The organism is Agriterribacter sp., from assembly GCF_035445465.1.
GTDB lineage: Bacteria > Bacteroidota > Bacteroidia > Chitinophagales > Chitinophagaceae > Agriterribacter.
This window is the reverse complement of record NZ_DAOMQT010000012.1, coordinates 1-14,670: the sequence shown is the minus strand read 5'-3', so window position 1 is coordinate 14,670 and position 14,670 is coordinate 1. Positions and strand designations below refer to the sequence as shown.

The 14,670-nt window shown below is 39.5% G+C and carries 9 protein-coding genes and 1 pseudogene; 4 read left to right on the top strand and 6 right to left on the bottom strand.

Annotation, left to right across the window (positions count from 1 at the left end; genetic code table 11):
* Positions 1-7: 7 nt before the first annotated feature.
* From PLE34_RS08415 to PLE34_RS08405, 3 genes are all read right to left on the bottom strand, one after another.
* A complete protein-coding gene (locus PLE34_RS08415) occupies positions 8-3,223 on the bottom strand; it encodes a SusC/RagA family TonB-linked outer membrane protein (protein WP_324555850.1) in 3,216 nt (1,071 codons plus the stop codon).
* A gap of 136 nt (positions 3,224-3,359) precedes the next feature.
* Positions 3,360-4,712, bottom strand: coding sequence for a sugar porter family MFS transporter (locus PLE34_RS08410; RefSeq protein ID WP_324555848.1), 1,353 nt, complete (start codon positions 4,710-4,712; stop codon positions 3,360-3,362).
* A gap of 22 nt (positions 4,713-4,734) precedes the next feature.
* Positions 4,735-5,598 carry a carbohydrate kinase family protein gene (locus tag PLE34_RS08405; RefSeq protein WP_324555847.1) on the bottom strand — a complete coding sequence of 288 codons (864 nt, stop codon included), beginning with the start codon at positions 5,596-5,598 and terminating at the stop codon, positions 4,735-4,737.
* Between the two features lie 295 nt (positions 5,599-5,893).
* On the opposite strand from PLE34_RS08405, the gene PLE34_RS08400 reads away from it, so the two are divergent.
* The gene (locus tag PLE34_RS08400; protein ID WP_324555845.1) at positions 5,894-8,671 is read left to right on the top strand and encodes a hybrid sensor histidine kinase/response regulator transcription factor; all 2,778 of its coding nucleotides are present in this window, start codon (positions 5,894-5,896) and stop codon (positions 8,669-8,671) included.
* Positions 8,672-8,963: 292 nt separating this feature from the next.
* Here the strand turns inward: PLE34_RS08400 and PLE34_RS21860 are convergent, their stop codons facing one another.
* On the bottom strand, positions 8,964-9,266 hold the full coding sequence (locus PLE34_RS21860) for a transposase (protein WP_502875866.1): 303 nt from the start codon (positions 9,264-9,266) through the stop codon (positions 8,964-8,966).
* 346 nt (positions 9,267-9,612) lie between these two features.
* On the opposite strand from PLE34_RS21860, the gene istA reads away from it, so the two are divergent.
* Together istA and istB are read left to right on the top strand one after the other, a co-directional pair.
* A complete protein-coding gene (gene istA / locus PLE34_RS08395; RefSeq protein WP_324555843.1) occupies positions 9,613-11,133 on the top strand; it encodes an IS21 family transposase in 1,521 nt (506 codons plus the stop codon).
* Between the two features lie 38 nt (positions 11,134-11,171).
* The gene (gene istB, locus PLE34_RS08390; protein ID WP_324555841.1) at positions 11,172-11,909 is read left to right on the top strand and encodes an IS21-like element helper ATPase IstB; all 738 of its coding nucleotides are present in this window, start codon (positions 11,172-11,174) and stop codon (positions 11,907-11,909) included.
* 107 nt (positions 11,910-12,016) lie between these two features.
* Here the strand turns inward: istB and PLE34_RS08385 are convergent.
* Both PLE34_RS08385 and PLE34_RS08380 read right to left on the bottom strand, forming a co-directional pair.
* Positions 12,017-12,610, bottom strand: a pseudogene (locus tag PLE34_RS08385) (IS256 family transposase); the annotation flags it as partial.
* A gap of 264 nt (positions 12,611-12,874) precedes the next feature.
* The gene (locus PLE34_RS08380) at positions 12,875-14,119 is read right to left on the bottom strand and encodes a tyrosine-type recombinase/integrase (RefSeq protein ID WP_324555839.1); all 1,245 of its coding nucleotides are present in this window, start codon (positions 14,117-14,119) and stop codon (positions 12,875-12,877) included.
* Positions 14,120-14,366: 247 nt separating this feature from the next.
* Here PLE34_RS08380 and PLE34_RS21855 point away from each other — a divergent pair, with 247 nt between their 5' ends.
* A complete protein-coding gene (locus PLE34_RS21855) occupies positions 14,367-14,618 on the top strand; it encodes a GIY-YIG nuclease family protein (RefSeq protein WP_502875865.1) in 252 nt (83 codons plus the stop codon).
* Positions 14,619-14,670: the final 52 nt, after the last annotated feature.

Below are 14,670 nucleotides of genomic sequence, written 5' to 3'. Positions count from 1 at the left end.
AATTAGATTATAAGTTTATATTAACCCCTATTGTTACAGAAGTTGGCAGCGGAAAGTTTACATCCCAGCTTTTGGGATCAAATCCGGTGAATGTATTTCCTTTCAATTTGAATACGTATAAGTTTTCTCCCTGCAAAAAGAATCTTCCACCTTTTATAAACGTTCGTGAAGAACCTGGCTTTAAACTATATCCCACACTTACAGACTGCAACTTCATATACGAAGTGTTTTCCACGAAATAAGTAGAGAAACGATTTTCTGAATTGAGGTCTGCTTTGGTAATGGCAGGTATAGTAGAGGATGTATTGTCAGGAGACCAGCTATCCAGTACTCGTGTACCATAATTTTGTCCACCAAAAAAACCGAAAAAATCTGTATATCCTTTTGTTGGGCTTGGAATTCTTCTTCCAATTTCTGAATTAAAAAACACAGATGCATCAAAGTTGTTCCACCTTGCCTGAAGGTTCAATCCCCATGCTAATTTTGGCTCATTCACACCAATCCATGTTCTGTCGTCTGCATCAATTTTTCCATCGGGTTTCCCATCAGGTCCACTTACATCTCTGTATTGTAAGCGACCCACGCCTTTTCCTGGCTGGGTAGCAGCTCCATCCACCTGCGCTTGATTTTGAAAAATGCCTTCTATAATATACCCATAGAGAGAATTCAACGGGCGTCCTAAAATAACTTGATCTCGTCCATTACCAGGATAAGCACCCACAGCTTCCGGAACGATGTAAACAAACTTGTTGGTATTTCTAAATAAGTTTCCTGTTACGCTAAAGTTTACATTACCTACCTGATCATTATAAGATAAGATGGCTTCCCAGCCCCAGTTTTTCATCGTAGCCCCATTAATCCACCTGCCAGCACCATAGCCGGTAACGGTTAATGTTGGTGGTTTCACCAGGATATCAGTGGTATTTTTGATATAATAATCCAAAGACCCAGTTAACTTATTCTGCAATACAGAAAAATCAAGTCCAAAATTATGCTGTTCTGTTGCTTCCCATTTTAAATCCGGGTTACCCAATTGAAGCCTTATATATCCCGAGGCCAGGCTTCCCTGGTCTGCACCATAAATATCATAAGCCGTGCTATTATTAACGGGCCACGCATTATCGCCGTATAAGGCCCGGTATTGAGCATATGACGCATAGTTATCGATTGCCTGGTTCCCTGTTTTACCCCAGCCATACCTGATCTTTACATTCGATATCCAGCTAACATCTTTAAGAAATGATTCTTCGCTCAATACCCATCCCCCCGATAAGGACGGAAAAATTGCATACCTGTTGCTCACACCAAAACGAGACGATCCATCTCTGCGCATTATGGCTGTTAACAAATAACGACTTTTATAATCGTAGTTTAAGCGGCCAAAATAAGAGTTCTGGGCATTACCCCACGCCAGTCCACCATTTCTAACATTACCGTCACCCACATCAAGGTACATGTAATCCACATCTTCACTTGCAAAGCCATCTCTTGCTCCCCACATATTTGCACCTCTGGCTTTTGTAGCCTCTTGCCCAATCATTGCCTGAAAATTGTTATCCTTCAAACTAAAATTGTAATCCAATACATTATTCCAAGTCCAGCTTCCACCATAACTGGTATTGGTCTGTAACCTGCTGATGGTTTCAGACATGAAACCTGCCTGGTATTGCAATACAGACTGATTGTTCCAGTATCCTGCATAATCTAAACCGAAGGTGGATCTGAACCGAAGGTTTTTAATAATTTCAACATCTACATAACCCGAACCCATCAATCTAATATCTGTAGAAAAATTCTGTCGGTTTCTCATGATATCTAAAAGTGGGTTATTCCTGTCACTCATACCCATTACAGGACCACCCCAGCCAATACCATCAACAGTTCTTACCGGTACTATAGATTGTATGTTAACCGTATTGGGTAACCAACTTCCGCCAGTGTATTTCATTTTTGTGACAGAAAAATTTTCGCCTACTTTAACTCTCCCATTAAATAACCTGTAGTTTGAATTTAATCGTACACTCAGTCTCGTCCAATCGTTGTATTTAGTAGTGCCCGCACTTTTTAAATGATCAAATGCCAGCAACGCACCTCCAGTTTCACCAGCGTTTGAAATAGTAACATTATTATTATAGGAAACGGCATTTCGTGAAATTTCTCTTTGCCAATCTGTATTACCGGGTTTCATTGTCTGTGCAGCATCCAGGTATTCCGGTAAAATAATATTGTCTAACACCCAATTACCATTGCCATCCTGATGATCTTCAAAACTGTACACACCATAGTTTGGGTCAACATTATCATTTCTTGCAGCCCTCCATTGTGCCTTGCCATATTGTTCTGTGTTCAATAAGGGTATAGCATTATGGGGAAGAACACCAACCGTTATAGAAGAGTTCACTTCGACTTTTGCACCTTTCTTTGCAGATTTAGTAGTAATAATATAAACACCATTTGCGGCTCTTGATCCATAAATAGTAGCAGCCGAAGCATCTTTTAATACCTGAATAGATTCAATTTCGTTAACGGGTAATTCATTTAATCCTCTATTGGTAGGTACGCCATCAATAATAATTAAGGGAGCAGTGCTGCTGTTTAATGAACCCCTTCCTCTAATTAGCATAGCCGCGCCGCCATTGGGGTTGCCATTAAAAGAAGTTGTGATACCAGGAACCCTATTATCCATAGCTTTCACTACATTACCTGTTGCCAGCGCCTGTTCTTTGATATCCGTCATTTTTACTACAGATACCGCACCTGTTAAGCTTGCTTTCTTCTGAGTGCCATAACCTACTATCACCACCTCTTCAACTGCTGCAAATAACGGTTTTAATTGCACCTGTATGAATGTTTTGTTGCCGATATTTATAACGGAGGTTTCAAATCCTACGAACGTTATCTCTAATATGGCATCGGGGTCCGCTGATATTATAAAGTTTCCTTCTCTATCTGATTTGGTAACAACAGTAGTGCTCGATACGGTTATAGTGGCACCCTCAAGAGGATTACCCTCACTGTCTGTAATTTTTCCGGAAATATTTGCCCAATCAGACAAGGTATAATGTTCTTTTTCGGAGGCAAATGAATGATTTAAAAACACTTTTGTTTCAGGGTTGGCATAAGTTCCAATAGAGAAAAGTATGAGCAATAATATTGTACTATTCAGTAATAACAGCTTTTTGTTATTGCTGAAAAAAAATGGGTAATGAGCAGTTAGGTTCATAAAAAAAGTATTAGGCTTAATAATAGCAATCGTATAGAAAGCTGTTTACAATTTGTCAGGCGTATCGCAAATACCAGTTGTGCTGTTCACACTTATCCATCTCTTATAGATCGGAGCAGCCTTTTTTTTTGTTGCATCATAACTTAATTGTTTTACGTGTTACTATTTTTACGGACAGTTCTTCTCCTAATTGTTCTAAAGTTTTTCCTTTGGTTTCAGGAAAGTACCTCCATACAACTATTGCCTGTATCAGCATGGCAAGAGAAAACAACAGAAAAGCGTACCCTGCTCCGTTTTCACCTCCATCTACCATTATAGGAAAAATAAATGTGATAATGGAAGCAAAAAACCAATGTGTAAAACTGCCGAATGATTGTCCTTGTCCACGTACAGAATTGGGAAACACTTCTGATATAAGCACCCATATAACCGCACCTGTGGAAAAAGCAAAAAACATAATATATCCTACCAGAAAGATTAATAAACTATACCCTTGAAAATTATGATCGTAGAACGCTTTTGCAGTAAGTCCGAGGCAGATGGCCATACCAATGGAGCCAACGATCAACAACTTTTTACGACCTACTTTATCAATAATTATTAATCCCAACATGGTAAATATGCCATTGGTAATACCAATTAAAACAGGCAGCAGCATTGAATCGGCTGAAGAAAGTCCAGATAATTCAAAAATTCGAGGAGCATAATATAGAATAGCGTTGATGCCAGAAAATTGATTAAACATCGCTACTAAGAATGCAATGGTGATAGGTTTAGCATACTTTTTTGAAAATAATCTATCCTTAACATCTGTCATACTCAGGCGTATGTCTCTTAATTCCTTTTCCACATTAAGTGATTGAATTTTTTGAAGCACTTTTGAGGCTTCTTCCATCTTATTCTTCTTTACCAGAAACCTTGGACTTTCCGGCACAATAAATAACAGAAAAAAATAGGCAACTGCTGGTAATCCACCAACACCCAGCATCCACCGCCAGGCATCGCCACCCATATTTCTTAAAGCATAATTAGAGACATAAGCAATCAGGATTCCAAAAATAACATTGAATTGAAACAGCGCTGTCATTCTTCCACGTATAGCTGCCGGGGAAATTTCAGAAATATACATGGGAGCGACCACAGAAGAAGCGCCAACAGCAATACCGCCAAGAAACCTGAATAGTATAAAGGTTACCACATCCTGCGCTAATGCACTCCCTATGGCAGAAATAAAAAACAAAACAGCTATTACAAACAAAACAGGCTTTCTTCCATATATGTCTGTTGGTTTTCCGGCAATTAAAGCGCCGGCTACTGTTCCAATTAAAGCGGATGCAATGGTAAACCCATGCCATACCGGCGACAGATTAAAAAGAGTTTGTATCTTTTTTTCAACTCCCGAAATTACTGCGGTGTCAAATCCGAATAAAAAACCTCCCAATGCCAGTATTATTGACCATTTTAAAACCCTTGCGTGCGTACTATTCATAAAATGTAATTAATAAGTAATGCTATTTTTTGTTATTGGTTTTTATTGTTTCATATATTGCATCCGCATTATATTGTTCAAACACATTCACTGGAAAATTTGTGATCAGTGCATTGGCAAAGTCCAGCACCGCAGGTATACCCCGGTTGGTTATTAATTGAAAAAGGAAACCAGCCAAAAAAGCATCCTGTATATAGCTTTTTCCCGCAGAACCATCCGGTTGCTTAATGGTATAGAGTGAGTCCTTAGCTTTTACTATTACCTCGTTTTCTTTATTATGCACTAACAAATAAGGAATGTAAAACCTATCCTGTAAAACTGAAATCCTGTCTTCGATAGAAGTTGATCGGGAAAACCAGCCTGTTATCCATTCAAGCTCCGGTACAGACAAATGCAAAACATAAGCTCCCTGAAGACATTGCCCAACTATTTGTTGAGTAACGAAAGGCTCAAAATGCTGCAACTGAAAAACTCTTTTGGGGAGTCTGTCAATAACTTTAAATAATGTATCGCGTGATCTTTGATTGCTTGCAGGTAATAAACTATGGATAAAAATGGTGTCATTTGTAATGATGTCGGTAAACCTGTCATCCCACTCAATATTATTCCATGCCTTTAACGACTCGGAGAAACCGTTCCACTTAGCGGTATTATAATCGTAATCTATCTGAAAGTAATCTGTAGCTATTTGCTTTCCTTCAAAATCTCTGATCAATTGTTTTCCGGCGTCATCCAGCCCAACCCTGGTTATTAACAAGGGACTTAAGCCAAGTGCTTTTAAATGATATGTAATACTTAAAGGAAAGCAGGAATCTCTTTCTGAAGCAGTGATCCAATAGCTTTCCCCAAAACAAATAATTTTCTCTTTACTTAGCAGTTCAGTCATGGCAAACAATCTAAATTAGAATCCGAAAGCTAAGTCATGAAACCTGTTAACATTTTTAATATTGATTCAAAGTTTTATAAAGTCATATTTGTTTCTAGATTTTTTACTTTATTATTACTTAACGTATTACGAATATGTATTCATTCGTATTTTTTGAAATCGTATCAGCTATTTTTGTTTTAATACAATATTGAACACCCTGCAGGTCGCTCAAAAACGAAATTGAAAAACAATTGTATAATTCTTTAAAAGAAATACCTAAATTCTACCCATATTGCAGCACAATTATTTGGTAATGCCTATTTGTAAACGATTGCTTTATTATAGTTTTTTTTTATGCGCACTTGTTTTTTTTTCCTGCAGTTCTAAAATAGATACTCCACTAAAAAATTATAAAATTGGTTTTTCGCAATGTACAGGAGATAATAAATGGAGAAACGCGACACTTGATGCGGTGAACAGGGAACTCACTTTTCAGCCGGGCTCAGAACTCTTATACAAAAATGCAGAGGATAACAGTGATTTGCAGATCCAACATATAAGAGAACTGATCAAACAGAATATTGACATACTGCTTGTTTCGCCTAACGAAGCCAAACCGCTTACTCCAATAGTGGAGGAGGTATATAATAAAGGCATCCCTGTGGTAGTTATTGACAGAAGAATACTTTCTGACCGGTACACTGCTTTTGTAGGAGCAGACAACTATGAAATAGGTAAGATGGCGGGGCTTTATATATCTAACCTTGATAAGCCTAGCTCAAACATTATAGAAATAATTGGTTTGAAGGGCTCCACTTCATCTTTAGAAAGAAAAAAGGGATTTGAAGAAGCAATAGCTGGAAGCAAAAATACATCTGTAAAAATGCAGATATATGGTAACTGGCTCAAAGAAAAGACCCTGGAAGAACTATGGGATGTACAAGACAAACTTTCTGCCACCGACATTGTATTCGCACAAAATGATCCGATGGCTTTAGGAGCTTATGAAGTATATAAAAAACTGGGGCTGGAAAAAAATGCCACTTTTATTGGAGTAGATGCACTTTCGGGAACAGGTGGAGGCATTGACCTTGTGGCAGAAAAAAAACTGAAAGCTACTTTACTGAACCCTACGGGCGGAGAAGAAGCCGTCCAAATTGCATTTAAAATTTTAAATAAAGAAACGTACAGTAAAGAGAACACATTATCTACTGTTGTGATAGATTCTACCAATGTACGGATTATGCAGTTGCAAACAGACAAAATAAATGCACAGCAGAGAGATATAGGCAACCAAAAAAATGTATTATTAAAACAGCAAAAAATACAGGAAAACCAAAATATAATCATTAATGTTTTCATTGCTGCCTTAATTCTTGTATTTGCGCTGGGTTGCATTGCCGTATTAGCGCTGGTGAACAACAGAAAAATAAATAAACAGCTATCCTTTCAAAACCGTGAAATATCAGATCAGCGTAACCGGCTGATAGAAATGACGAAAAAGGCCGAAGAAGCCACTAATGCAAAGTTTAATTTCTTCACTAATATTTCTCATGAGTTTCGCACACCCCTTACACTGATATTAGGTCCTCTCGAAGATTCATTAAAAAACATTAAGCTTCCCGTTGCAGTAAGGAATAATCTACAGTTGGTGCATAAAAATACCATGCGCTTGCTACGGTTGATTAACCAACTCATGGATTACAGAAAAATAGAAGATCAGAAAATGAGACTGCGCGTAACCGAAAACGACCTTGTGGCATTTGTGTCAGAAATTGCTGCTGCATTTAATGTAATTGCCAAAAACAAATCCATTTCATTTATTGTGCGCAACCAACAGCCAAAACTGCCTATTTGGTATGATGCAAATATGCTTGATAAGGTATTGTTCAACCTGTTGTCCAACGCTTTTAAGTTTACCCCTGATAATGGAATAATATATGTTACGGTAGCTAAAACGCCGGACGATAAAATGGCTGTAATTAAAGTAGAAGACTCCGGAGTAGGCATGAATGAGGAAGATTTAAGCCAGGCATTTGATTTGTTTTATCAGGGAAATGTGTCAGGACAGAAAGGAAGCGGGTTAGGTCTTTCCCTATCAAAAGAGTTAGTAACATTACACCACGGAGAAATTGTAGTAAAAAGTGAAAAATGGAAAGGTGCCACTTTTGAGGTGTTGATTCCAACGGGTAAAGAACATTTTAGGGATTCTGATTTTGAGACATCCGGTGGGACACCCAATCCAGGTTATCAAGACCTAAAAATTTACACCAACGATTTTAAATATAATTTCAGCTTATCGGAACAGCATACGTTGAATGGCACTAAAGACTCCTCCATACTGATTATAGAAGATGATTCGGATTTAAGAGGCTTCCTGAAAAACTATCTGGGGCAAACCTATGACGTGCATGAAGCAGAAAATGGATTAACAGGGCTTTCCCTTGCATATGAAAATGTTCCGGATTTAATTATATCTGATATCATACTTCCCGAAAGAGATGGATTATATATTACAGATAAGATTAAGAATGATATCAGAACCTCACATATACCACTTATTTTATTAACTGCTAAAAATAGTATTGAAGAACAAATAGAAGGCATCCGGATGCAGGCCGACGCATTTATAGTAAAACCCTTCAATATTGAATATCTTAGTGAAACAATTAAAAGTTTATTAAAAAGCAGAGTTTTGCTTCGGGAACACTATACCAGCGAGCTGCCTTCAGAAGCCAGATCTAATTCTTCTAAAAAAATTGATCGGAAATTTATTAACGAGTTTACTTCCATTGTCGAAAGCAATTTGTCTAATGAGACTTTTTCTGTCGATGAAATATGCAGGGAGATTGGAGTTTCACGGGTTCAGTTGTATAGAAAAGTAAAAGCACTTCTGGGTTACAATATCAACGATTATATTCTGACAACCAGAATGCAAAAGGCCAAATACCTGCTGTCGAATGAAGACATTTCAATTTTTGAAGTTGCCTGCAAAGTAGGTTTTTCTTCCCAGGCATATTTCTCGACTGTATTCAGATCAAAATTTTCAATGACCCCTACGGAATACAGAGAGGGCAGGAAGAGTTTATAAAATAAGCTGACAAGTTAGAAAATTATTATTGATGTGTTGGTATCCACGTGAGTGTTTTATGTTGGTGAGAGCAATTCACATTTAAAAACACACGCTATGCTCACATTGCCTCCTGCTTTCAAGCACTCACAATCTCTCGCGCATCAGCTATCGCCGGCAGTCAGTGTAAAGGCTGAACGACCAGCGTGATCCTCCAATTGCTTCCTCATTTTCAAATTGCCCTATTTCTCCAAGGCAGGCGCATTAAAAAATAGGGAGAAATTAACAGGTGTGGAAAGAAAGTTACCTTTAACTAAGTTGAATATACATACCGGACTTGCAGTTCCACAAAGCTATAACAGCAAATGTGGTACATTTTGGTCAAGCGCCTGTTCTGCTGCTTGTTTGTTGACAGCACCATATACCGTTTTAAGATCAGCACAGAAAGTTTTTCTGTCTTTCCAAACCACGTATTTGCAACTGTTACGAATCTGGTATGCGATGCAGATTTGGGGAAAACGCATTTAATACCATCGGTAAATCCTTTGAGGTTATCGGTACAGACGACCAGTATATCTTCCAAACCCCGGGCCTTCAGATCTGTCAATACCCCCATCCAGAAAGAAGCGGATTTTGATTCAGCCATCCACATGTGTACATTCCTGCCGATGTTGACCCACCATTCTTGTTTATGTTGACCCATCATTCCTGCATGATGACCCACCCATTTTAATGGAAGGATTGTTTAGATGTCCCGGGAGTATTCCTGCATGATGACCCACCTTTTGGGTTCCCTGTACCGTTTATTCTTGGATATTGACCCAGCTACTTGGACAGGGTTTGCTTTTCAAAGAACTGTCATTCCTGCATGCTGACCCACCTTGCGTTGCTAAAGAGTAAGGCTTTTTGATTGTCATTTGCTCCTCAAAAAATAAAGGAGCATGGCACAAAAACCCTTAGCAATGGAACAAGTAAAACAAGTACTTCAACTTTATAACGATGGTATTTCCATCCATGAGATTACCCGCCGTGTGGGTATCAGCCGCAATAGTGTACGCAAGTATCTTTTTCGTTTTAAAGAGGTAAAAGCGCCTCTATCAGATCAGCAACTGGCTGATAAGGCTTATGATAACGATCTGATAGAACTGGAAGCTGAACGGCTGAGGCAGTTGACCGCTCATTTTACTACTGCCGGCTCAGAGCTTTCAAAAACCGGGGTTACCCGGCAGTTGCTGTGGCAGGAGTACCTGACCCAGTATCCTGATGGATATAGCTACAGCCGATATTGTTATCACTTAAGCCAGTACTTTAAAAATCGTGACCTGTCCATGCACCTGGAGTACCAGTGTGGTGATATGATCATGATTGATTTTGCCGGCAAAAAACAATATTATGCAGATACAGACACCGGGGAACGGATAGCCTGCGAGGTATTTGTAGCCATTATACCTTTTAGCGGGCTTATCTTTTGCACAGCAGTCCCATCACAGCAAACGGCAGATTTTACCCACTGTATCAATAGTATGTTGAAGTTTTACGGCGGCGTACCTGCCACCATTGTTTGCGATAACCTTAAAACAGCCGTCAGGCGTACCGATCGCTACGAGCCGCAGTTTACCGACATCTGCGAACAACTTTCTGAGCACTACCATACTACTTTTACTGCCACACGTCCTTATAGTCCCCGCGATAAAGCAATGGTAGAACGGGCTGTGAACATAGTATACACCCATGTATATGCGCCTTTGCGTCATCAGACATTTACCAGCCTCGCTGCCCTTAACACAGCTATGCAACAGCAATTGGTGTTCCTTAACGGCAAACCCTATAAAAATACACCCTACAGCCGCCGCTGGTTTTTTGAACAGCAGGAACGTGCTGTGCTTAAGCCCTTACCACCAGAACGCTTTATTGCCAAAAAAGTGGTATGGCTTACCATACAGCGTAACTACCATGTGCAACTTAGCGAAAACCATCACTATTACAGCGTTCCTTACCAGCATGTAGGCAAAAAGGTGAAGGTGATCTATGACAGGGATACTGTAGAAGTTTACTTAGAAGGTAAACGCATTGCCGTTCATGTACGCAGAGGACATAGCAAAGCCTATACTACACTTGCCGAACACATGCCGCCTCACCACCAGAAAATGCAACAGATAAAAGGCTTCAACCGGGATGACCTGCTGACCCAGGCCGCCCGTATAGGCGCCAGCACAGTACAGGCAGTTACCCTTATGCTGGAAAACAGTATTTACATGGAGCAAAACTATAAAGCCTGTTTTGGTATGTTGATGTTACACAAAAAATACACGCCCCAGCGGCTGGAAGCCGCCTGTGCCAGAGCCCTTCAGGGAATGAGAGTAAACTATACTATGATCAAAAATATACTGGAACGGGGATTGGATAAACAAACACAGTTACCACTTAGTGGCTCCTCCATACCTGACCACAATAATATCCGCGGAAAAGATCACTATCAATAATCATCAAAAACAAATTAAATCACAGAAACAAATCCATTATGAACTCAACACAAACCTTACAACAAATGCACGGGCTCCGTCTTCAGGGAATGTACCAGGCTTACAGATCGCAACTGGAGCTACCGATGAACCAACAACTGGAAAGTCATGAGCTTATTGCACATCTTACACAATCAGAAGAGCTCAACCGCGCCAATGAAAAAACGGCTTATTATCTTAAACTGGCTAAACTTCGGTTACCCGCCACATTGGAGCAGATAGAGTGTGGCGCTTCGCGCAATCTCTCCAAACAGCAACTGGCAACGTTAGCAGAAGGACTTTATCTCAGCAATGGTGAAAACATTCTTATAACCGGAGCCACCGGTTGTGGCAAAAGTTTTATGGCATGCGCGCTAGGTCACCAGGCTTGTTTACAGGGATATAAAACCACTTATCTGAACATGAACCGGCTCATTGAAAAAGTAACTCTTTCTAAATTAGACGGCTCTTATATTAAACTACTCAACCACCTGGAAAAGCAAACCCTTATCATATTGGACGACTTCGGCCTACAGCCCCTATCACAGGAAATAAGACTTACCCTTTTGCAATTACTTGAAGACCGGTATGGTAAGAAGAGTATTATTATAACTTCCCAGTTGCCCATCGCTAAGTGGTATGAATATATAAACGATCCTACTCTTGCTGATGCTATTATGGACAGATTGACAGCTAATGCCAACCGTATTGAACTAAAAGGGGAATCCCGGAGAAGAAAAAAATCGGGCAACTCTTAATACTCATACGTATTTTTATCATCTCATCAAGTTCTTACTCTTATTGCCCGCAAGCGGGGTGGGTCAACATCCAGGAACACTGGGTCAACATGACAAGAATTTACACACATGCCCAGTACTTCTTTTAATCCATCATTTTTTACCCCGATTACCAGATAAATGCACTTGTTGATATACTTGCCGTTTTGTTTTACTTTAAGTACAATGCCATCCATCCGTCCACACAGTAAAAAAAAGGCTTCCAATGGTCTGATCTGCCATTCTTTGACATGCTCGATAATACGATTGGTCACGTTGGAGATGATGCCTTCGCTGACATCAACGCCACATACTTCTTTGACCTGACCGCAGATATCCGAAGTGGTCATGCCCCGGCTACACATGCCGATAATCAATTCCTCGAGCTTATTGCTCATCCGTGAACCTTTAGGGATAAGCTGGGGCTCGAATTCGCTGTTGCGGTCCCGGGGGATGTTAAGTCCCAGGTCACCAAGTGATTCCGTCTTTACTTTTTTGGAATAAGATCCATTGCGGCTGTTGCCGCTGTTGTGGCCTTCCTTGCTATGCTTTTCATAGCCCAGATGTTCATCAAGCTCACCCTTGAGCATCTCCTCGGCACCTTGCTTGTAAAGCTCACTGAAAAAGGATTGAAAGTCTTCTTTACTTTTAAACTGCTTGAAAGCCCTTGGGAGATTTAAAATTTACCGCCGTCCCCGTGCAGGTTCCGCTCGTTTGGTTTGGCTACGCTGCGCCTCACTTCGCTCCACCTGCACGGGTTGTTAACTCTTCTATACAGTTACTTAAAACTATTTACACAAAAACTAAATACTACCGACTTTTTTAGGCTTCTGTAAAATTTATTATTTTTTTATTTATGCGACAATCAACAATTCATTTGTATATATTTTAGAATAATGTATTTAATTTTTTTCATTGGATTTTATTGAACAGACAAGAGTATCTAACTACTTAAGAGCATTTTTTATCGCCTGGGCAACAAGGCTATCATCAATTTCTTCAAGGTATGTATTGGTTTGAAATTCAGTTTCATGTCCCATTGCCTCCTTAATAATTGAAATATCTACTTTGTTCTTTCTCAGGTTAGTTGCAAATGAGTGCCGCGAAACATAAGAGGTAAGATGCTTTGGACACCCGATTTGCTTTTCAAATTCCAAAAGATCTTCATTAAAGTCTTTTAATGCACTATCAATGCGGGCAGCGATCTTTCGTGGCGTATCATGATGCAGATCCAGGATAGGGAAAACATAGTTGTCTCCACTTTGCATCGGATATTTCTTAAAGATCTGAACTATTTTCCAGGCTTTGGGATGGAGCTCAAAACTGTAGTGACGTTTATTTTTTGATCGTTTATAATTAATATGGCCATTGCTCACATGTTCTTCATGCCTGAGTTTAGCCATATCTGTGAAATTCATCCCACGGCAATAATAGCTGAATAAAAAATACCGCTGGGATCGGAAAAGCCTTGAGCCGTAATCGTGGTTAAGTTGCTCAATCTTTTTAATATAAACTTCTGATATTGCCCTTTTTCTCGTTTTAATTCTTTTATAGGGCTGAAAACTAATACAATTCCGGGGATGGTGTTCCTTTGGACATATGCCCCTTTTTATGGCAAGATTCCAAAGCGAATAGAAAGTGCGCAGGTAATTGCTTTTTGTAGATTCAGTCTTAAGTGTTCTTATATGGTTTTCTAAACCAAGGAAATCTTCTTGCTTTAATTCCAAAAAATGTTTATCTCTGTAATGAAACAGATGGTTGGAAATAATGCCTTTGTTAGCCTTAAAAACATCTGCATAACCAGTCCTGCCTTGTTTTTCAAGTTCTTCAATGATTTCGTCATAAAATTCCAATACCCGTTTCTTAGGCGTGGCAATGACCGTCTTTTCAGGTTTTTTTTCCACACGCGTCTTTAATTCCTTTATGGTAATGACCTCCCCTTGTTTTTTTGCAAACTTCAATTCGAAGTCTATATCTTCTTTGATTTCCTTAATTTTGGAACACAGGTTCCTGTAGTCGGGATGGGAGGGGAGGGGCTCCTTATTTTCGAGGTCCCAATGCTGCGCTTTGCATGACAGATTTGTGCTAATGTATTCAACATTTCTAAAGTTTGTCATCCTCACTTTTACCGTAAATCCTTCATCTTTGAGCTGGTGGTATTTCCACAGCACACTTTCGCAGACCACTTGCATACCAATATTTTTTTTTAGGTTTTTAAAACATTTTTAAAACTAACGGATGATGCTATTTGTTTCCATTTGATTAGCTACAGGATGTTGTAATCCTTACTGGGTAAGGCTTTTACGAAGATAATTCATAAAATTTGAAAAGCAATGGTGTTAGGCTTAGGGTGGGATGGCATGCAAAAGGTCACCGGTTCGACTCCGGTAACCTCCACCACCAATAAAGGCCCGCATTACAGTGGGTCTTTTTTAGTTTATGTTGTTTACGGTATACATTTTACATTCTACCATTTTAGATCAATATTACATTGGTCAGAGTGAAGCTATGGAAGACAGACTTTTTCGGCATAATAATTCTGGAAGTAAGTCGACTAAAAAAGCGAACGACTGGTTATTGGTTTATTCAGAGGTTTTTGAAACGCGGAGTGAGGCAGTTAAAAGAGAGACTGAAATCAAAAAGAAAAAGAGCCGGAAATATATTGAGTGGCTGATCAGTTCAGTTGGTTAGCGCGTCCCGCAAGCATGCGGGAAGGTCACCGGTTCGACTCCGGTAACCTCCA